This is a genomic window from Cupriavidus sp. GW821-FHT02F09 (assembly GCF_059421605.1).
On the sequence record NZ_JBWKVH010000054.1, the window covers coordinates 12,291 to 32,920 of the forward strand.

Sequence of the window (20,630 nt, forward strand, 5' to 3'; positions counted from 1 at the left end):
ATGTCGTCAACAACGGCACGCTGGTTTTCAACCGCAGCGACAGCATCACCTTCGGCGGCGCAATCTCCGGCAACGGCACGCTGGTGCAGTCCGGCACCGGCACGTTGACGCTGACGGGCGCCAACACCTACACCCGCGGCACCACGATCAACGGCGGTACGCTGCAGGTCGGCAACGGCGGCACCTCCGGCTCCATCACGGGCAATGTCGTCAACAACGGCACGCTGGCTTTCAACCGCAGCGACAGCATCACCTTCGGCGGCGCAATCTCCGGCAACGGCGCGCTGGTGCAGTCCGGCACCGGCACGTTGACGCTGACAGGCGCCAACACCTACACCGGCGGCACGACGGTTAACAGCGGCACGCTCGAAGTCGGCGACCAGGGCCATCCGAGCGCCGGCGTGGCCGGCAATGTCCTGGTCGACCCGAACGGCACGCTGCGCGGCCACGGCACCGTGGGCGGCAGCATCGCCAACGACGGCGTAGTCTGGCCGGGGGGCTCCATCGGCGTGCTCAGCATCGCCGGCAACTACACGCAGGCGCCCAGCGGCAAGCTGGTGATCGATGTCAGTCCCACGGCAGCCTCGCAGCTGACCGTGGGCGGTACCGCCTCGCTGGCTGGCACGCTGTCGCTCCTGTATGGCCCGGGCACGTACCGGACGACGACCTACCGCATCATCAACGCCGGCGCCGTCAACGGCGGATTCGCAACGGTCACCGGCAATACGCCGCAAGGGTTCACCCAGAGCGTGGTGATGGGCGCCGGCGCGGTCGAGCTTGCCTTGAGCGCGGCCGACCCGATGGTGGTCGCACCGAGCAACGCGACCGTCTTCGGCTCGCTTGGCTCGGCCGCCGTTCGCGAAGGCCAGCGCATCAATGGCGTGCTTCTCGACCGGCTCGGTGGAGCATGCGCGGATGCGCCTGCCTCGCCCATCCAGTGTGCGAGGCCGGGCGAGCACGGCTGGGCACAGGCTACCGGCAACATCACGCGGGTCGGCGGCAATCACGACGCCCCCGGTTACGACGACCGCCGCTACGGGTTCCTGGCCGGACTCGACCACCCGCTTGGCGACTGGACGCTGGGTGTCGCGGCCGGCTATAGCCACGGGGATGTCTCCGAAGACGGCACGGGCAGCAGGGGCTCGCTCGACACGCTGCGCGTGGCCGGCTATGGCGGCCGCGCGTTCGGCCCCGTCAACCTGGCGGGCACGCTGGGCTATGCCTATGACTTCCTGTCATCCAAACGGTCCTTCGCCGGCCTGGGCAATGCTGAGGGCAGCGCCCATGGGCAGGAGCTGCATGCCGGCGTGCAGGCCGCCGTGCCGCTGCCGGCGGGCGCGCTGGTGGTCACGCCGCGCGCGGTGTTGCGCTACCAGTATTTCCACGGGCAGGACTTCAGCGAAACCGGCGCCACCAGCCAGAACCTGACGGTGGGAGCGCAGAACCTGCGTAGCCTGCAGCCGTATGTGGGCCTGGCCGTCAGCTACCCGCTCCTCATGCAGGCCGAGCGGCCAGCGCTGATCGAGGCGCGCCTGGGGTATGCCTATGAGACGCTGGGGACGGGCCGCGAGGTGGCGGTGACGTCCGCCGACGGCACCGGTTTCGTGATCCCGGGCGCGACGTCGTCGCGTGGCATGTTGAGCGCCGGCCTGTCGTTAGCGCTGCCGCTGCGCAAGTCGCTGGATATGCAGGCGAGTTACGACACGCTGATCCGTACGGGGAATGTCTCGGCGCAAACCTTCAAGCTGGGGCTCAATTATCGATTCTGATGGGTGCGGCGCCGCGACATGGTTGTTCAAAACCACATACCAGGTCGTTGATTCCGTTCGGCGATTGGCCGGTTGTGGCTGTCGGTAGGAGCCAGTGAGCAACCGGTGAGGAGCAGTCCGGCTAATTGGCACTTCAAGCAAGCGCAGTCCAGCTAATTCCGGTTCCTTGCAGTACGATGCACTACGCGCGAAATCTGTGCTGCATCTTGGTCAGCTAGCTAGCTACAAGTTCATCCTCGCGGATCTGCGCGTAGGATAGGGAGCACTTCTGCGCGCAGGTCGCTTGCTATTTTTTGAGCAACGTGAAAGGATGATGGCTGACACTGTTCAACAGTGCCACGAAAACTGCGTGTGAGCGGGTGCAAAAACGTAGCGCCACCTGGCGTGAGCTAGGTCCCACCTGGAGTGGGAGTTCGACAGAAATGTCGATAGAGAGTCCCGCATACAACGGCTGCCTTCCGGCGGCCGTTGGTTTTTGTGCGCTATGGGTTGATTTTCCGCCCCTCAAGAGCCGTTTTCTTGGGTGTCTTTAGCCGCACTTTTTTGGCCTTCTTCTGCCTTCTGTTTAGGCCTTGGTCAAGCTCATAAGCCGCCACTCCCTCTACAATTACCACGGATCGAAATGGACGGCTCACTGTGAGCAGCGGCGGCAAGTTTTCGGGCACAAGTTGAACGTACTTAACGGTCACGATATAAAACGAGGGTGTGGGAAAACTCCATTTATCATCGCATTTTGCACTTAACCAAATGGAATAAATAACAAGGAAACTAAGGTCGGCTATTCGGCCAAGTCACCGAATGACCGCTTCTGGCCGATAGTGTTGAAAAACTCAATCTGCCATCTGAGCAGACTAGGCCTGCGGGTTTCCGACCTCTCAGATCGGCCTGTATTGCACGATCGTCGATCGGTTGGGGGTTCGGGTACCCCTGAAATCTCGCCGGAAATGGGGTCTACAGAGTTTCTCAACACTATCGGCCGGCAGGCGACGACCGCAATCGCCGGGCGACCTGTCGTGCCGGGTATGAAGATCAGGGGGTAGTCCACAAGACCCCCAAAGAAGACAGGGGGCAAAGTTTGATGCATTCTCGGCCTGCCTAGACGCGGAAGAGGCTGGTCAGTATGCCGTAAAACTCCAGGACTTGTTGATCGCCACATCATTTCGCGAGCCGACGAAAGTCGCTGTGTATGTGCCGGCAGCGATGGGCTGCGTGGGGAGCAGGAACACTACCCCTCGAAACAAGCTCGCGTCCTCGACAGCCGAAGCAACCGAGCCAGCCTTGGATTCGGCAGGCACCAGGATGCGAGCCGGTACGCGACTGCCGCTAGGCCCCATCAGGATGAAGTTCGAGACCGTCAGCACGTCAGATGGCTTTTCAACGTTGACGCGGAACATGATCGGGGGACCGGCTCTGGCCAGATCGGGCGCTGGATTCGGGATCTCGTGGCCAGGAATGAACAAGCCGTGGACGTTGGCATTGTCGGCTGGGTAGTGGGCGCCAGTGCCGGGAGGCAGTTGTTGGCCGCCCCATTGGGCGAGGCCATAGCCGCCGGTTCCGGCTGCAGTCACCACACCAAAGTTCGTCACGCAGTAATTGTCATGCATGGCGAGGCCGATGGTCTCCTGATTGCTGGTAATCCCTTGCAAGTGGTAAACCGAGTTCGCCATCGAGGCAAGACAGCGGCCAATCTCGCCGTTGTAAGCATTCTGTCCAACCCATTGCTTGTGCCAGCCGCCCACGGTGAGTACTTGCTGGTACGGATCGGGACTGGTGAAACCAGGATTCCCGGGGATCTCCGTGTGGCTCATTACCGCGTTGAGCTTCATATACTCCAGGTGGTTCTCGGCCGCGGCGTCCAGGGCGGCGTCTTGCCGCAGCGCGCCTACACCCATTGCGATGCGCAGGGAGTTGAGCGCATTGAAGAATTCGAGGCGCGGGTCGGTTCTGGAGTAAGTGGATGTGAGCGCGATCGCAGTCGAAGCAGAAGAAGACGGTTCCTTCCTGATGCTCGGTGTGCGTGGCAGGTTTGAAGCAATCGTTGAAGGGGCGGCGCCAGCGCTACCAATGCTGGCGCAGACCGCGACGAAGGTAGACATCGCGGCAATTGCGAAGAGGCTCTGTTTCACGTTTTTCCGGTTATTTTAGATCTGTACAAGCGGGGCTAAGGATCCGCGGGTGACCCTGGCAAATCCGCTTCCAGAGGCTTAACGTGATATTGGGAAGATTGGTGCACAGGAGCATGCGCGCCTGGTGCGGCAAGCTGGGGAAGTGGGTAGGGCGCGCCGTCTGCGCCCATGCAGATGCAAGAACCTAGAGACTGTCCAGGTGCCCACGGAGAGGGATCTGAGTATTAGTGTTTGACCCTGCGATTGGGTGGCGGCACAGGAAAAACAGCTTATCGCCAACCTGCGGGGAGAACGAAGGTCGCAGATCGACCCATCTCGGCCACGCGTACTCTACGCTGCAGACGACTGAAGGTCATTGCGAATCGGTCATTCCCGCGCTGACATGATCGAGCCTGTATGAGCGCGGGTTCTCGCCTTCCAGCATCAGGCGCAGCTAATTTTCCGTATGACCGTCCACTTTGAGTCTCCTCGCAGAACGCATTCAAGCGTTGGACCAACCAATTGCGACACCATTGTGACCAATGACAACGAAGCCACGAAAATCCCGATCGGCTAAATGAATCTCGCCTTCTCCCCAGTGCGCGGCAGAAAATACTGCGGCTTCGTTCTTGCTAAGGTAGTCGCCGAGCTTTCGATGTACTTCAACAAGAACGCGCTCTGCTGGAAGATACTTGTCCAGTAGGTACAGTAGTTCCTGTTTCCGAAGGCCTTCCGGCCCAACGATGTGTATCCATTCTCTTGACGCCGCATCAACAGGCGGGAAATGATGACGCATAAGTTCATGAACGCGCCGCGGATTCATGGCACCTCTCAGGGAAATCCCGACTTATCGGCGGGCAGACTTGAGATATTAACTCACTTTCCGTGTCGAGCAAGCCGCGAGGGCGATGTGAGTTATCCGCATAGCGCCGTTGATGGCTACGCCAATGCTTCGCCTGGTGTTAACAACGGGGACGCACTCAAAACGCCGCAAGTATGTGTCCTGGCTAGAGCGGCGACCAAGGCCAAAATCGAGCAGCGGATCTCAACGCTTGAGGCCTCAGGAGCCTGACCAATCCTATAGTTGATTTTCTCTATAGTACGTATCAACAAAGATAAGTGCTTTCTTCTCCACGTCATTCAGTTTGAATCTTTCTTCCTCTCGCTCCAACCTATACTTACGATCAATTCCCAACATGACGTTATGTATCTCCAGCGGAAGCGGCGCCACGGAATCTATGAAGCATACCGAGCCATCACCGCACACAGCGCCCCCTGTCCGCCGATCAAACTGAAAGCGATATTGAGTTGTTACCGTCCGGGCGTAGATGATGGCTTCGTCAATCCGAGTGGCGAGGCAAATTAAGCTGGCTCCATTCGGGCTTTCGGCATGAAAGATATCGCCCACATCAAGCTTTTGGAGGAGGGTTTCTCGTTCAGTCATCGCTCGATCTCCTGAGGCCTGATGTTGCTTCGCACTTTCCCCGACACGCTACCAGGAGCTCGTCGGCTTGTACGTGCGTTGGAGAACACAGGAAACCGGTCGACGGTTGCTGCCTGTAGCATGCCGCGATGGCCCAACACACTAGGCGACGTGTGTAGTCGCCTTCGAAGGCGGTTTCGTGGTGCGGACCGGCCGTCCGAGCGAGTCATGGAGCGGCCGAACGACGCCTTCTGGCCGGTCACGGTCGGGTGCTCGTCGCGGGGCTGCGGCCGTCTCTGACAACCCTGAACCGCCTTTTGAGCTCGAGACACCGTAACGACCGCTTCCGATGTAAAACCTAAAACCGCCGCTTGCCTGGCCGAGTTGGCTGGAGAATGATTGCTCCAGGCGGATAGCGCCATCCAGCGGGCAGGTTCATCCGACCGGCAGACGAACCCGCTTGGAGCAAGCGGTCGCAATTGGGGCGAGCGCAGGTGACTCGACCTTGGACAGCGCTGCTAGTGATTTCCGCTCATATTCTTTAGCGACCCCAGGTTCTGGCTCGAGAAAAGGCGAGGTGCAGATGTTCGCCAAATCAAATCCATGACCGACCAAAGCTAAGACCCGATTTGGTGTTTTTGGGAGGGCGAGCGCCACGGCATAGTCGAGGGCTAGGGATGCGCCGGCATCTGAAAATGGTCGAAGAGCGGTTGCAACCTTTAGCCACGATGTGTCGCCGGACTCAATACCAGAGAGCACGTGGCCAAAGTCCTTCTCATGTTCCCACAGATCCCAGAGCACATTATGCCCCCCCTCTTTGGCGATGCGGGCAATCAGATTCTCTGCAGAAGTTTCCGAGTTACCCGCGGCGAGAGCCGTCATAGGAAATAGTGCAAGGAGCAGAAGGATTTTGGCTAGTTGTCTCATAGAACGCGTTTTCACGTGCCGCACAGTGCAACCAAACGAGATGGGGGCGAAAGTAGCCCTCAAATTTCAAATTTTCTTCTCATCACCGCTTCATACAGAATAACAAGGGGCGGCCGGCTTGTGCGTGCGTTGGGAAACACAGGAAGCCAAGCGATGCGGCCCGTGGCATGCTGCGACCAGACACACAAGGCGAAGTGCGTAGCCGCCGTTGAAGGCGGCTTTGTGGGTACTCCGGTCGTCCGAACGTCTTAGGCAAGGGAAGACCGAACGACGCGTTATGGCCGGGCTCGGTCCTTAGCAATCTAGGCGGAGCCTTGCCGACGCCAGAGGCGACTTGCGATCCTTCCGAGTCAGTCGGCGGCCTCACTGCGAATGGCCGGTCTTGCCCGCTACGGTTATTAAGTCAGCCCGTGCGGCCAGGCCGCATGCGCGAAAATATTCTACATAGCGCGCATTCAGTAGCATTGAATGCTACGCATTCCCCTCTCGGTTATGGATTTTGGAAGCAACTTTCAGTGCGTTCGTCGTAGCATTTCTACCCTTCTGAAGGATGAATGATGAGCACGGACACTCTGCGGTACTTCGATTACGCGGCAACCACACCGGCGGACCCTCGTGTCATGGAGGCGATGTTCGGCTGCTTGGGGGCCGCCGGCGTCTTCGGAAACCCTGCGTCGAACTCCCACGCTGCAGGGCTGAAGGCAAGGGATGTGGTCGAGGAGGCTCGCGCCCAGGTAGCCGCTCTCATTGGTGCAGAGCCATCCGAGATTGTCTGGACGTCCGGTGCGACAGAGTCGAACAACCTAGCGCTCAAGGGTTTTTTCGACCACGAGCCGACGCGCCGCCATTTGGTTACCAGCAAGCTTGAGCACAAGGCAATTCTGGACACCGCGTCGCACCTTGAGCGACTTGACGTTTCCGTTTCCTACCTCTTGCCGAATCCGGCTGGCGAGATTTCGCCGACCGCTGTTAAAGCGGCCTGCAGCAATCAGACGGGCCTCGTTTCGTTGATGATGGTGAACAACGAGATCGGCACCCTCACCAATATTGCTGAGATCTCGCAGATTGTTCACGCCGCTGGCGCTCTGCTTCACGTGGACGCGGCGCAGGCTGCTGGCAAGACCGCGATTGACGTAAAGGCGATGGGTATAGACCTGCTGTCGATGTCGGCACACAAGTTCTATGGCCCGAAAGGCATCGGCGCGCTCTATGTGAGTCGCGAAGTGGCGCCGCGTATTGCCTGCCAGATGCACGGCGGCGGACATGAGCAGGGGCTGCGATCTGGCACCCTTGCCACGCACCAGATTGTCGGCATGGGAACGGCTTGCGAACTGGCGCGTACTGAAATGGCGTCGGACAACGAGCGCATCGCGCAACTGAGCGAGCGCTTGCTGAGTGGTGTGCGCGCGTCAGGCACCGTCACGCAGAACGCCAGTTCCGCGGCCCGCATTCCGCACACACTTAGTCTGACCGTGGAACTGCCCAATTTCCTCCCGTCCATGTTGACCGACGATCTGGCCATCTCCTCAACGTCTGCCTGCAATTCGGCGGCCGGCAAACCGTCTCACGTGCTGACTTGCGTCGGCCTGGATGAAGATTCCGCGGAGCGCACAGTCCGTCTGAGCCTTGGACGCTTTACAACGTTGGCAGACGTGGATTTTGCAGTCGACTGCTTCCGCAAAGCCATAGAGCGCTGTATGGAAGTGGGCACGGGCCGACAGGACATGCTGATCAAGCAGCTCTCGAACGACTTGAGCGTGGCGCCACAGTTAAGCGGAGCCGACGTACGGGCGGCGCATGCGGTCGGGTTCCTTTCCATCGTCTGCAACCGGCACGATGGAGAGGCTGCCGGCCAGGTCCAGTTCGCGAAAATCGCGGAGGTGGCCAGTTCGCTTGGCATGGCCGCGCACTACCTGCCCGTAAAATCGGGGGGTGTCACCGTCGAAGCTGCTGCAGCCTTCGGTTTACTCATGGCGGAGCTGCCGAAGCCCATACTTGCGTACTGCCGTACAGGAACCCGTTCGGAGACGCTGTGGAATATGGCATGCACCAGGCAAGGCTGACGGGGCGGTCGGCACTGAAGAACTACGCGACGGGGCGTGCGCGGGCTGACGTCCAATCCTCGGCGTTGGGCCTACGATCCTGCGGAGGGTAAGCAAAACCCATAGGCCTTCTCGCCCGCCGAATCTGGATAGGACATCAACCCGGCGCTGGCGCGACACAAGCGCCCGCAGCATGTTGGTATTCAGTCGGTGACGAAGTACCGCCTGGACCGCAAGTCGTCGGTGGCTGTCCGGAGGGCATTCGAGGGTCTCCGCTCGACCCACTCCCGCCGGTCGCACGATCGGACATCGAAGGTCCGCTAACCGACCGCTTCCCGCCATAACGCAACCGCCTAGTCGTCCACCTTGATCTCTATCTGAGTGACACCGCTACTCTTTTCTTCGTCCGGTGCAGTTGGAAACGTTACCCGCCCATTTGAGGACAAAATTGCTTGTCTGCATGCTCGCGCGTATCCGGAATTTGGGGATGCAACTAGATACTGCACTGGAGGAAACAGATCGGGAGTAAAGACCAAGGCGGTAGAAGCAGTTCCTGCGGCACTGTGGCATTTCTCCGTGAAAGGGTCCCCACGGTCGCCTAACGACTGAAGTCGGAAGCCATTACCGAATAGGACGGCTTTGGCGGGCACCGTTACTTCATCTCGCTGTAAATCTTCGTGAATGTTCATGGAGAGTTGGCGCAACTTATCAATGTTCACGGCCTTATTGTCTTTGCCTTCTGCTTCCCCGATAAGCCGCCCCTCATCACATTCGAATACGACATCAAATTCAGAATCCGAATCCTTAAAGGACTCAGCCTTGAAACCGAGGAGTCGAAGCGCATCAATAATTGCTGATTCCAGAGCTTTTCCCTTTTCATACAACAACGCTCTTAGTGCCCCGGCAGATTTAAGGGCTTCCGATATTTCTTCCTTTCGTTTTTGCGCTTCTTCGACCTGTTTTTCGGCGGCGAGCAGCTCGATGCTTAGATTCGATTCGGAGGCGAGCATATAATGGTTGTCGCTTGCCCATGTAGGTTCGGGAGTCACCTCAAGTGCGCTTCGCAACGCCTTGTCTAGCCCGACAATTGATGCCACCAAATGCTTGGAAAATTGCTGGCCGTCCTTTGTCCATTCGTCGTTCTCTTCATCAAAAAAATCATCGGAGTAGAAATCAATGTCGGGTAAGCATAGGAGCGTCCCCGCCGATGCCTTGGCTCGATAGAGAGCACCGACAAACTTCCCGCCAGAGCGAGTTACCAGGCATCCGGGTACGCTCTCATTGGTGAGGAGTACCTGGTATGTTGAATGTTTTTCGAACGCGCCCCAATAGGCAGCCAGAATCTCAGAACCACGATCCACCAGCTTCATCGCAGTTCCGGAAGTCAGCACTGGAGACAATGATGCAGGTATCGCTTCGTAGTTGCTATAGAGGGCAACGTGCGTAGTTGTCTTTTGATTGCGACCGGTTCCGGAATAGGTTCGCTTGCCAGTGTCGACATATACCTCAGTCAAAGGTGGAAGATAAACTACTACGGTTTTGCCAGTATCAACGGCTTGCTTTAGTTCTCGGCGCCAATGCTCGCAGCACTCTTTGAAGAGAAAGGAGGTGCTCTCACTCAGACTCGGCTTACCTTGAAATTTCTCGCCGTGGGAAACGAATTCGTCAATATCTGGCCTGAACAATACAATATCCCAGTCTAGCAAAGATACCTTGGATCGAAACTCGGCGTATTCTATTTCTGGTGACGCGATTGAAAACCCAACGGTAATTATCTTCTTGCTCATGATTCTGCCCCTCCCCAAGTTTGTTATTTCCGCGCAGCGATTACGGATTGATTGCTCGATTATACCGGTGTGTCAAGCCGTCCGACGTTGATTGACGCATCGATATGTTGGCGGCCGTTTCTCGGAGGAGGCGTGCGGATCGGGTCATCGTCGCCTTCTGTGGTCGATGACTTGCCCGTCAATAAGGGGGGCGGATTGACCGTTCGGCTTTGAAGCTACTGCTGCGGTGGCGCCGGGTTGACATGTTGACAGGCCGATGTGGGCCGACAGTGATCATCCGCTGGCCGTGAACTGGCATTCGCGGGAACGATGCATCCAATGATGAGGAAGGAACCTGACGCGACTTCACGAAGGGCAGTGCCCGGATGTCGCGAAAGCCGAGGAGCTTGCGTTGAGTATCCGGCGGGTTACGAACTGGAGCTGCCGTTCGATCGTTCGCTCGATCAACCGGTCGAGCGGCAGAAACTGGCCGGCAGGCGACGGCTGTGATCGAGGGGCGGCAGGCCGTACCCGACCCGTCTCGGTCATCCACCAGACCTGAAATGGCAGTCCGATTCGCACCGAGGATCTGTCACTCAGCCCTGTTTCAGCGTAAAGGTCCAACTCCTTCTTTGCAGCACGCAAGGCGCCAGTTCATGCCCTTCATAAGACTTGGCGAATGAGGGTGACCATTACGTAGGCCGCGGCAACCACCAGCATGGCCCCAGCAAAGGCCGAGTAGTACTTAGCCCCGTGGTGCGGCGGATGGGAGTGAAAGTGATGAACAATAGATTTCATTTACATTCTCCCTGACCAAATTGCCCACGATTGGAGCGTAGCCCCGCTATCGCAACTGACCAAGCAACCCTCATGCCATCTCTTGCCTACTAGCCGGTTAACCGCCGGAGAAGACATGCACGTTAGCGCTGGCGTACCAGCCAGAAGCTTTCAATGATCTGGCGCGTCGTGGGGCTGATGACAATCTCCCCCAGTTCTGCTTGGGAGAACCACTGACAGCGTGCGATCTCCTTGCTCGGCTTTGGCGCGGCAGATTTCCCAATATTGGCGACGAAGACATGGTGCACGGTCGTAGCACCTATGACCTGGAACAGAAAGCCGAGCCCTCGAGCCAGCAAGGTCGTTTCCTCTAGAAGCTCCCTTCCTGCAGCGTCAGCAAATGTCTCGTCCTTGCCTGGGCGACCGCCCGGCAGCGCCCACCGGCTGCCGTCCTTGGAAACCAGCAGCAAGCGCTCGCCACGCGCGCAAACCACGGTGGCCCTTATCTTCTTCTTCATCAGTCGCCTGGGGTAATGTCAGAATCTTGCGCTGATCTTACACGCGAGGCCGGGCGGCTCTGACACGGGCAGGCAGGCCAGAACCTTCCCTGCTCCAAGCTGAAAGCTAATGCACACCCGCCCACGTCAGCCGACCTATGTGGCGGTTCCTCGACCGATTTCAGCCGTCAAATCTGCGATAGCCTAGCGGCGGTAGCTGGCCGCTCATGGCCGGCAAGCGACCGCTCGCCGGCCCTTGCAAACGTTACACCGCTGTTTGTTCGGCCATTTCGAGGGCGTCATCTACCTCAATACCGAGGTATCGGACCGTGCTTTCGAGCTTCGTGTGCCCAAGCAGCAACTGTACCGCCCGAAGATTCTTTGTCCGCCGGTAGATCAACGATGCCTTCGTGCGTCGCATGGTGTGCGTGCCGTAAGCCGTGTCGTCGAGCCCGATTGACGCGACCCACCGGTGTACCAACCGGGCATATTGTCGCGTCGAAAGGTGCGGTGAATCATGAAGTCGACTTGGAAACAGATAGTCGGATGGTTTCAGTCCGCGCGCCCTGATCCAGGCCTCGATGCTCAGGCGAGTTTGTTCCGTAATCTCGAACTGCACCGGCCGCTGCGTCTTCTGCTGCATGACCGTCGCCCGGGATCCAACATGACTGCCCGGGCAGACATCTTGCACTTGCAGCCTCGTCAGGTCGCACGCCCGCAGCTTGCTGTCGATGGCGAGGTTGAACATTGCCAGTTCACGAATGTTCGATGCCATCTGTAGCGTTGTGCGAATCGCCCAGATCTCTCGGAGCTTCAACGGGGGCTTCTGCCCGGTCAGTTTGCCCTTGTTCCAGGGCATACGATGACTGGTGGTCAAGTTCTCGGATTTCATGACAATCTCCTTTCAATCGAAGGGAGATCCAGTCTGCGCTCCTTCGGGCGGTCGCTAACCAACCCACTGCCGCCATTCAGTGCGCTGCGGGAGCAACGGCAGTTCTCAAAAGTGAAGCGGTCGTTGACCCGGCAAGTGTAGGCGATGCAGTATAAAGACGCCCTTGTGTGGAGACTGCTGCACTCTAATGCTACGTGTCCACGTGGACACGGAGACATTTGCACCGATGACAGGGAAGGAAGATTTGCGCAGTCGCCGGTTGTCGGTCAGAAACGCGACAGCCGACATGAATACGACGACTGGGCTGCTGCAACGCCAGACGCTATCTCGCGTCGTATTTACGTTGTGCGTCCCCGACCTGCTCCCAGTTTTCCTTGACCCAATCGACCAGTCCTTGGGTAGGGGCCAGTAGGCTCTTTCCAAGGTCCGTCATCTCATACTCGACGCGGGGCGGCACCTCGGGAAACAACTCACGAATTACCAGACCGTCACGTTCGAGATATTTCAGGGTAGAAGAGAGCATTCGTTGCGAAATCCCTGGAACCGCGCGTTCGAGTACAGAAAATCGAGCGCGCCCGCCGAGAAGATCGAGCGAAAGCACGACGACGATCGTCCATTTGTCGCCGACCTTCGTCAGTAGCTCCCGAACCGCCATCGGGTCCGAGCTTCTGCAGATCGCCGTGGGGTCCAACTGGTTGGCTTTGCTCGGCCTCTTCATAACTTACCTCAATGTTAGTGACTGAATTTAAAGTGCCTTCTTCCTCGAGGCAAGCTTCCGATTTATATTTAACTCTCATTTTGTAAGCAACCTACCGAAGCGATCAAGGAGTTTGGAATGCCGAATCCAAAATACGCTGCCTACGCGGCTGCTGACCCGTACTTCAATCTGGTTCGAGGGGCGCTTGGTGACCTCGTCGATGGCGAGCACTTCTTCGACATCGTCACCGACGACGTCATCTATGAGGTTCTCTACGATCTGGGCTGGCCTCGCGTAATCGAAGGCCGAACCGACCTGATGGCTGCGTTCAGGGGATATGTCGACAATATCGCACTTCAATTCGCCGACAAGTTGATTGCCCACAGGACAGACGACGCGTTGTGTCATTGAATACGAGGTCCACGGGACCATCCTCCCGACAGGCGTGAGTTACAACAATCGGTTCTGCTCAATCATCAAGATTAAAAACCGAAAGATCACGCACTGGAGAGACTACATGGACTCCCTTGCAGCTTGGAACGCGTTGACCGCGAAGAACTAGGAGTTAAAAATATAAAGAAAATTCTGATGATTGAGGTAAGCCCGAGGGGGAGGGACTCGGCAAGTCGGGCGGTCGCCGATACGCTCGCCGCACAGCTTACCGCCCTTCATTTTTCGGCAAAGATTGTACGCCGCGACTTGGCCGCTGAGCATCTCCCTCATTTCGACGAAATCACGCTCCCAGCTATCTCGACGAAGGACCCGGCCGAGGCGGAAAGGCTGAAGGATGCGGCCCGCCAGTCGGATGAACTGATCGACGAGCTTCTGGAATCCGACCTACTGGTTATCGCAACGCCAATGTGGAATTTCGGCATTCCCTCCGCCCTCAAAGCATGGATCGATTTGGTCGTTCGGCCAGGCAGAACCTTCCAATACTCGAATGGCGGCGTCCTCGGTCTGGCAAAAGGCAAGAAAGCCATTCTGGTTCTGGCTTCAGGGGGCGTCTTTACCGAAGGCCCGTGGCGCTCGTGGGATTTTGTCGAGCCTTATCTTCGCCAAATCCTTGGCTTCATTGGCATCGTGGATGTGCAGACCGTTCGAGCTGAGGGGATGAACATACCCCTCTTGGCTACTAACGCCGTGCCAAAGGCGAACAACGCTGTCTTGGAGCTTTCTCTATAGGCACTCTTTCCATCAATGAAACTGGACGATATGCATAAACAAGTGATGAGTTAGCCGTCAGGTCATCATTTCCGTCTTTGTCGCTTCACGCATCGGTGAGTGCTAGCACCCCGTTCGAAGCGCGCTCCCAGCCGATGGGCCGTCGGTCCGCACTGGACGACAAGCTCAGTTCATAGGCCGCACCGGTTGAGGTGACGGGTGCCCAGCGATGCGGCAGAAGCTCGACGATATCACCAATCTGAGGGGCGGCCGGGATTCGAAAAAATCCGCCACATCTCCGCTAAGTAGCTGATTTAAATAGGAAATCGATCGATAGATCAAGCGGCGGCACACGCCGCTGCAGATCTAGCAGGTAATCTCCCAACCGGTTGAAGTGCTCACACCGGTACGGCGACAGCGCCTTGAGTACGTCGGCGTCGGCAGGATGCCCCTTCCCCTGCAGTTCCTTCAGCTTGCGCGACATCCCATTCCGCCTTGATGTGCAGCCCAACGGCACGAATAGCATTGGCGCGGCGCCTGGCACGCGTTCAACAAGGCGCAAGTTTGGTAGTTCGCGGACTATATCGAGGCTTGACCAGGAATCATAATTGTGCTCTGCAGCACATAATTGCGAATCCCGGCCGACCCTCGACTCGGGGATAACGTGATTTGCTAGATCTTCGCTGTCTAGGACGTTCACCCGTTACTCCTTGCCGGTCTCCCGGCGCACCATTCAATACCGCTCACGTGCGCCCCTGCTCTCCGCCGCCGGGTCAATCGTGCAGGCTACGCAGCGCCCTGCGGGAAGTCGCCAAGGCTTTTGGGCGTCGCGAAATCCCCATAGAACCCCCGCACCAGATTCAATACTCATGCACCAAGACGGCGTGAGAGTTTGTCGCCTATGGTGCACGTCCATTTGTGTTTAAGTAAATACCCTAGTTTAATTGCATAGTAATTATATAGATTGCTATACGCATATACAGGAACTATTCTCTGCCTACCGACCGGCGCTGCCGCGGACTGAAAGCCAACGAGGAAATTCATGATGAAGCAGTTGCTGGATACCTTGTCCAATATCATTGGCGCAACGTCGCTGCTCACTGAGAGCGACGATCTGGCCGGTTATGTCAGCGACTGGCGCGGCCGCTATACGGGCAAGGCGCTTTGCGTTGCGCTACCACGTAATACGGAGCAGGTTTCCGAACTGGTGAAGGCCTGCGTTGCCGCTGGCGTGGCGGTCCTGCCCCAGGGTGGCAATACCAGCCTGAGCGGCGGCGCGGTACCGTACGAGCAGGGCAACTGCGTCATCATCAATCTCTCGCGCATGCGTCGCATTGTTTGCATCGATCCCGCCGACAACTCCATGGAGGTGGAGGCCGGTTGCGTGCTCGCGGAAATCCAGGCCGCTGCGATCGAGGCAGGCCAGTTCTTCCCTATCAGCCTGGGTGCGGAAGGTTCCTGCCAGATTGGCGGCAACATCGCCACCAACGCCGGCGGTACCGCTGTCCTTCGTTACGGCAATACCCGCGAGAACGTGCTTGGCCTGGAAGTCGTGCTGCCGGACGGACGCATCTGGCGCGGCCTGCGTACGCTGCGCAAGGACAACACGGGGCTTGATCTCAAGCAGATGTTCATCGGCGCGGAAGGCACCCTGGGCATCATCACCGCGGCCACGCTGAAGCTGCACCCGCTGCCTAGTGCGCATGCCATGTCCTGGGTCGCGCCTGTCGACGTAGATGCGGCCCTGAAGCTGCTGGGCATGTTCCAGGCCGCATGTGGCGCACAGCTATCCGCCTTCGAACTGATGAATGCCAGCCAGCTCGACATCGTGCTGGAGCACGTCCCGGGCCAGCATGCCCCGCTGGCGCAAGCGCACCCGTGGCATTTGCTCGTCGAGCTAAGTGATACTTGCGATGACGCACGGTTGCAAGAAGCGCTCGAGGCCACGCTGGAGAAGGGCCTGGATCTGGGACTGATAGCCGATGCGGCGATCGCCGCCAACTCTACCCAGCGCGAAGCTATGTGGAAGCTGCGGCATAGTGTGTCAGAGGGCAACAAGAAAGCTGGTATTGGCCTGACGCTGGATACCGCCGTGCCAGTGTCGAAGGTGCCTGCGTTTATCGAGCAAGCGACCCGCGCGATCGAAGCGAACTTCGATGCGCACGTGGTGGTAGTGGGTCATCTTGGCGACGGCAATATTCACTTCATCCCGTTCTTTGCATTCGACACCTGGCAGGCCCTGCCCGATCAGGCGGGCACCGCCGCTGCGGTGCGCCGCGCCGGGCACGATGTCGCCGCCAAACTGAACGGCACCTTCAGCGCTGAGCACGGCGTGGGCCGGACCCTGCTGGCGGAAATGCGCCACTACAAGAGCGACGTCGAGCTTGACATGATGCGTGCGGTCAAGCGTGCGTTCGATCCGCTCGGCCTGTTCAACCCGGGCAAGCTGATTCCCTGATCTTCACGGCACCGTTTCCCCCTTTTCTCTCACGACCCCCATCCCAGTAGGAGTACCGCCATGAGCAACGCCGACAAGCCAAGCAATCCTTCGCGTCGCAACGCCTTCAAACTGCTGACCGCCAGCACTGCCGCACTTGCCATGCCGGCCATCTGGACATCAGCCAAGGCAGCCTCGCAGCGCATCGTAGTGCGCGACTCGGGCGGTGTCTTTACCAAGGCGTATGGCGAGGTGTTCTACAAGCCATTCACCAAGGCTACCGGCATCCAGGTTGTCGGCGTGCCCTCCAACGCAGAGCCCACCGCGCAGATACGCACCATGGTGGATGCCAAGAACTACAGCTGGGACATGGCATCGATCAGCCAGCCCGCAATCGAGGTGCTGACCACCGACGGCAAGGACTACCTCGAAAAACATGGGCTGGGCGCCGATCCCGTCGTGGCTGGCATCCCCGCGCAATACATGTCGCCGTACGGTGTTGGTGCCAACGTATACACGACCGTGCTGGCCTACCGTACCGAGGCGTTCAAGGGACGCAAGGCGCCCACGCAATGGAAGGACATGTGGAACGTGCAGGATTTCCCCGGCCGCCGCGCGCTGCGCAAACATCCGTTCGACACAATCGAAGAGGCTCTAATGGCGGACGGTGTCGCGAACGGGTCAGTATATCCCTGCGACGTGGATCGCGCGCTGCGTAGCCTCGACAAGGTGAAGTCCAATGTCGCGATCTGGTGGAGTGGCGGTGCGCAGGTCGAGCAGATGCTCAAGTCCGGCGAAGTGGACATGGTCGCGACATGGATCTCCCGCGCCCAGGCCGCCATGGATGCCGGCGCGCCGGTAGGGATCTGCTGGGACCAGCACCTCTGGGGCGTCGACAGTTGGACCATCCTGAAAGGTTCGCCCAACGCTGTGGCCTGCCGCGAGTTCATCAAGTTTGCATCCGACCCCAAGCGCCAGGCGCAGCTCACGCAATACCTGGCAGCCGGCGTCACGCATCCGGACGCCTTCAAGTACATCGATGCCAAGCATGCCGTGACGCTGCCCACGTATCCCGACAACATCAAGCGTGGCGTGAAGATCGATGCCAGTTACTGGGTCAAGAACCAGGGGTCCGTGCTCGAGAAGTTCAATGCCTGGATCCTGAAGTGAAGCGCTCGCTTTGACCTCGGCAATATCAAGAAAAGGTGGGCGTGATGCCACAAGTGACACAGACACAGACTAAGCTACAAAAACTGCAGACCAAGCAGCTATCCAAGCGTTATGGCGATTTCATCGCGCTCGCGCCCACCGATCTCTCGGTCCCGGAAGGCGAGTTCCTGACGCTGCTCGGGCCCTCAGGGTCGGGCAAGACGACGCTGCTGAGCCTGATTGCCGGTTTGTCGCAACCGGATGCTGGCAGCATTCGCATCAACGGCGCTGACGTTACCTTCGGGGCGCCCTATGAGCGGGACATCGGCATGGTGTTCCAGAACTACGCACTGTTCCCGCACATGACTATCGCCGAGAACATCGGATTTCCGCTGAAGATGCGCAAAATGCCGGCACGGCAGGCGGAGCGGGAGGTCAGCCGCGTGCTCGATCTCGTGCACCTGCCGCACGTGGCGCATCGCCTGCCAAAGGAACTCTCGGGTGGCCAGCAACAGCGGATCGCGCTGGCGCGCTGCATGGTCTACCGTCCTTCAATCATCCTGATGGACGAGCCGTTGGGGGCGCTCGACAAGAAGCTGAGGGACCAGATGCAGCTTGAAATCAAGCGTATCCACCGCGAACTCGGCACCACCATCGTGTATGTGACGCACGACCAGGAAGAGGCCATGACGATGTCCGATCGTATCTGCCTGATGAATGGCGGCAAGATCGAGCAGCTCGGCAGCCCGGCGGATCTTTACTTCCGTCCCCGCACCACCTTTGTGGCCGACTTCCTCGGCGAGTCAAACCTGCTGCCGGCCACGGTGGATGCAGTGAACGGCAGCTTGCTGGATGTCAGCTTCATTGGGCTGCCCGCACGCGGCCAGGTACTGGCCAATGGCGCCACTTTCCGGCCCGGAGACCGGGCCAAGGTGATGATCCGCCCGCAGAACCTCCATGTTTCCGGTACGCCGGGCGCGCCCAGTACGCTGTCGGCGCGGCTGACGGATATCGTGGTGACGGGCGGCGTGACCAAGTCCTACCTGGTCCTGCCGGGCGAGCAGCCACTGGTGGTGGCCGAACTGACCCGCGGCGGCCTCGGCCGCCACCATCCCGGCGACACGCTCACGGTGAGCTGGCAGGCCGAAGATGCCGTTGCGATTCCGGAGTAAGCCATGGTCACTCAAGTCATGAGCGCGGCCACGACGCCGGCTGCCAAGCGCCGGCCTGCCTGGCACCGCGATTTCCTGCTCGGCGCGCCCACCGTCCTGTTCCTGCTGATCATGCTGGTATTCCCGGTTGGACAACTGATCTGGATGAGCGTGTCGGTGGACGGCCGTCTTTCCCTCGAACTTTACGCACGCCTGTTCCATTCGTCCGTCTATCTCGACGTACTGTGGATCACCCTGAAAATTGCCGGCTGGACCACCTTGCTGGCGATCGTCGGCGCTTATCCGGTGGCCTACCTGACATCGGCAGCGGGTGCACGGGCGAAGAGCTCGCTGCTGTTCTGGATCCTGTTGCCGTTCTGGACCAGCTTCCTGGTCCGCATGTTCTCCTGGATCGTGCTGCTGGGCCGCAACGGTGTGCTCAACCAGTTGCTGAAGGCCGCCGGCGTGACGGACGTGCCCGCCGATCTACTCTACAACTTCGGTGCAGTGATGGTCGGCATGGTGCACGCCATGATGCCGCTGGCCATCCTGACGATGATCTCTGTGATGGAGAACATCGACCGGCGCCTGCCGCGTGCAGCGCTGACCCTGGGCGCACGGCCCGGCACGGCGTTCTGGCTGGTCTATTTTCCTCTGTCCATGCCGGGCGTGGCGGCAGCGGGCATTATGGTCTTCGTGACGTCGCTTGGCTTCTTCATCACGCCGGCCCTGCTGGGCGGCCGCCGTGAAACCATGATCACGCAACTCATCATCGACCAGGTCCAGCAAACCATGAACTGGGGCTTTGCTGGTGCCATCTCGATGCTGTTGCTGGTTGCCGCCCTGATTGTGTTCGTGGTCTATGACAAGCTGGTTGGCTTGTCGACCCTGGCTGGCAGCGGCTCCGCGCCGGCTGGCCGCAGTTCGGCTACCCGCGGCCCGCTGCGGCGCGCCGGCTACCAGTTGCTGGGCGTGCTGGCCACGTTGTCCGACGGCCTGGGCCGTTTGCTGCCGCGCCGTGTGCGTGCGGCGGCGAAAGCGGAAGAGGGCGGCAGCAAGATGCTGTGGATGGTGGTGATCCTGATCCTTGCCTTCCTGACCTTGCCTGCGCTGCTGATGATCCCGATCTCGTTTACGGGCGGCAGCGGCCTTGACTGGCCGCCGCGTGGGTTCTCGCTCCAGTGGTACAACGAGGTGTGGGAATCTCCCACTTGGATGCAAGCCACGGTGCGCTCGCTGATTGTCGGGGCGGGCACGGGATTCCTCGCCATGGTGATCGGCACGCCCACGGCATTCCTGCTGGTGCGCTCGAACATCCGGTGGAAGGCTGCATTGCTGGCGTTCATCCTGCTGCCAATCATCGTGCCCCGGATGATCACGGCGGTTGGCATCTTTTACTTCTTCTCCAAGCTCAACCTCGTTGGCTCCGCGGCCGGTCTGATCCTCGGGCATACCGTCGTGGCGATCCCCTATGTGGTGATGACCATGATGGCCGTTCTGAAGAACTACGACACACGCCTGGACCAGGCCGCGCAGAGCCTCGGCGCGCGCCCCTGGCAGACGATGCGCTACGTCACGTTCCCGATCCTCGGGGCGGGCCTACTGTCGTCGTTCCTGTTTGCCTTCGTGACGTCGTTCGATGAACTGACCATCGCGCTGTTCGTGACCGGCGGCCTGGATTCGACCTTGCCCAAGCAATTCTGGGACGAAGTGATCCTGAGCGTCTCGCCCACGATCGCTGCGGTGTCGAGCCTGCTGTTCGTCTTTATTGCCGTGGTGATCATGGCCGCGGACCGGCTGCGCAGGCGCAGCGCGGACCACTGAAGCCTGCCAATCC

Annotated in this window: 16 protein-coding genes and 1 pseudogene; 8 read left to right on the forward strand and 9 right to left on the reverse strand. The window is 59.2% G+C overall.

The window, feature by feature from the left end:
* On the forward strand, window positions 1-1,769 hold a 1,769-nt coding region (locus tag AC07XB_RS34430; protein WP_493688171.1), incomplete at its 5' end, for an autotransporter outer membrane beta-barrel domain-containing protein.
* Between the two features lie 1,115 nt (window positions 1,770-2,884).
* Here the strand turns inward: AC07XB_RS34430 and AC07XB_RS34435 are convergent.
* From AC07XB_RS34435 to AC07XB_RS34450, 4 genes are all read right to left on the reverse strand, one after another.
* Complete coding sequence (locus AC07XB_RS34435; RefSeq protein ID WP_492831032.1) at window positions 2,885-3,895, reverse strand: CAP domain-containing protein; 1,011 nt, start codon at window positions 3,893-3,895, stop codon at window positions 2,885-2,887.
* A gap of 481 nt (window positions 3,896-4,376) precedes the next feature.
* Window positions 4,377-4,697, reverse strand: a complete 321-nt coding sequence (locus AC07XB_RS34440; protein WP_416046879.1) for a hypothetical protein — start codon at window positions 4,695-4,697, stop codon at window positions 4,377-4,379.
* A 255-nt stretch (window positions 4,698-4,952) separates the two neighbouring features.
* On the reverse strand, window positions 4,953-5,318 hold the full coding sequence (locus tag AC07XB_RS34445; RefSeq protein ID WP_416046880.1) for a hypothetical protein: 366 nt from the start codon (window positions 5,316-5,318) through the stop codon (window positions 4,953-4,955).
* Between the two features lie 414 nt (window positions 5,319-5,732).
* The gene (locus AC07XB_RS34450) at window positions 5,733-6,224 is read right to left on the reverse strand and encodes a hypothetical protein (RefSeq protein ID WP_416046881.1); all 492 of its coding nucleotides are present in this window, start codon (window positions 6,222-6,224) and stop codon (window positions 5,733-5,735) included.
* Window positions 6,225-6,778: 554 nt separating this feature from the next.
* Between AC07XB_RS34450 and AC07XB_RS34455 the strand changes: the two genes are divergently transcribed.
* Window positions 6,779-8,287, forward strand: a complete 1,509-nt coding sequence (locus AC07XB_RS34455; RefSeq protein WP_492831033.1) for an aminotransferase class V-fold PLP-dependent enzyme — start codon at window positions 6,779-6,781, stop codon at window positions 8,285-8,287.
* Window positions 8,288-8,619: 332 nt separating this feature from the next.
* On the opposite strand, the gene AC07XB_RS34460 is transcribed toward AC07XB_RS34455, so the two are convergent.
* From AC07XB_RS34460 to AC07XB_RS34475, 4 genes are all read right to left on the reverse strand, one after another.
* On the reverse strand, window positions 8,620-10,053 hold the full coding sequence (locus AC07XB_RS34460; protein ID WP_492831034.1) for a hypothetical protein: 1,434 nt from the start codon (window positions 10,051-10,053) through the stop codon (window positions 8,620-8,622).
* A gap of 899 nt (window positions 10,054-10,952) precedes the next feature.
* On the reverse strand, window positions 10,953-11,327 hold the full coding sequence (locus tag AC07XB_RS34465) for an NUDIX hydrolase (RefSeq protein WP_492831036.1): 375 nt from the start codon (window positions 11,325-11,327) through the stop codon (window positions 10,953-10,955).
* A gap of 244 nt (window positions 11,328-11,571) precedes the next feature.
* A complete protein-coding gene (locus tag AC07XB_RS34470; protein WP_492831037.1) occupies window positions 11,572-12,198 on the reverse strand; it encodes a tyrosine-type recombinase/integrase in 627 nt (208 codons plus the stop codon).
* Between the two features lie 322 nt (window positions 12,199-12,520).
* Window positions 12,521-12,916, reverse strand: coding sequence for a winged helix-turn-helix transcriptional regulator (locus AC07XB_RS34475; protein ID WP_492831038.1), 396 nt, complete (start codon window positions 12,914-12,916; stop codon window positions 12,521-12,523).
* A 117-nt stretch (window positions 12,917-13,033) separates the two neighbouring features.
* On the opposite strand from AC07XB_RS34475, the gene AC07XB_RS34480 reads away from it, so the two are divergent.
* Entirely contained in the window at window positions 13,034-13,306 is a 273-nt protein-coding gene (locus tag AC07XB_RS34480; RefSeq protein ID WP_492831039.1) for a hypothetical protein, read from the forward strand.
* 123 nt (window positions 13,307-13,429) lie between these two features.
* The gene (locus AC07XB_RS34485; protein ID WP_492831040.1) at window positions 13,430-14,077 is read left to right on the forward strand and encodes an FMN-dependent NADH-azoreductase; all 648 of its coding nucleotides are present in this window, start codon (window positions 13,430-13,432) and stop codon (window positions 14,075-14,077) included.
* Between the two features lie 280 nt (window positions 14,078-14,357).
* On the opposite strand, the pseudogene AC07XB_RS34490 reads toward AC07XB_RS34485, so the two are convergent.
* Window positions 14,358-14,540, reverse strand: a pseudogene (locus AC07XB_RS34490) (hypothetical protein); the annotation flags it as partial.
* 561 nt (window positions 14,541-15,101) lie between these two features.
* On the opposite strand from AC07XB_RS34490, the gene AC07XB_RS34495 reads away from it, so the two are divergent.
* The 4 genes from AC07XB_RS34495 to AC07XB_RS34510 are packed head-to-tail and all read left to right on the forward strand — an operon-like array spanning window position 15,102 to window position 20,617.
* Window positions 15,102-16,514 (forward strand): FAD-binding oxidoreductase, encoded by a 1,413-nt coding sequence (locus tag AC07XB_RS34495; RefSeq protein WP_416047290.1) that lies wholly within the window; start codon window positions 15,102-15,104, stop codon window positions 16,512-16,514.
* A 60-nt stretch (window positions 16,515-16,574) separates the two neighbouring features.
* Window positions 16,575-17,663 carry an ABC transporter substrate-binding protein gene (locus tag AC07XB_RS34500; RefSeq protein WP_492831041.1) on the forward strand — a complete coding sequence of 363 codons (1,089 nt, stop codon included), beginning with the start codon at window positions 16,575-16,577 and terminating at the stop codon, window positions 17,661-17,663.
* Between the two features lie 44 nt (window positions 17,664-17,707).
* Window positions 17,708-18,814 carry an ABC transporter ATP-binding protein gene (locus AC07XB_RS34505; RefSeq protein WP_416046875.1) on the forward strand — a complete coding sequence of 369 codons (1,107 nt, stop codon included), beginning with the start codon at window positions 17,708-17,710 and terminating at the stop codon, window positions 18,812-18,814.
* 18 nt (window positions 18,815-18,832) lie between these two features.
* A complete protein-coding gene (locus AC07XB_RS34510) occupies window positions 18,833-20,617 on the forward strand; it encodes an ABC transporter permease subunit (RefSeq protein WP_477134835.1) in 1,785 nt (594 codons plus the stop codon).
* Window positions 20,618-20,630 lie beyond the last annotated feature (13 nt).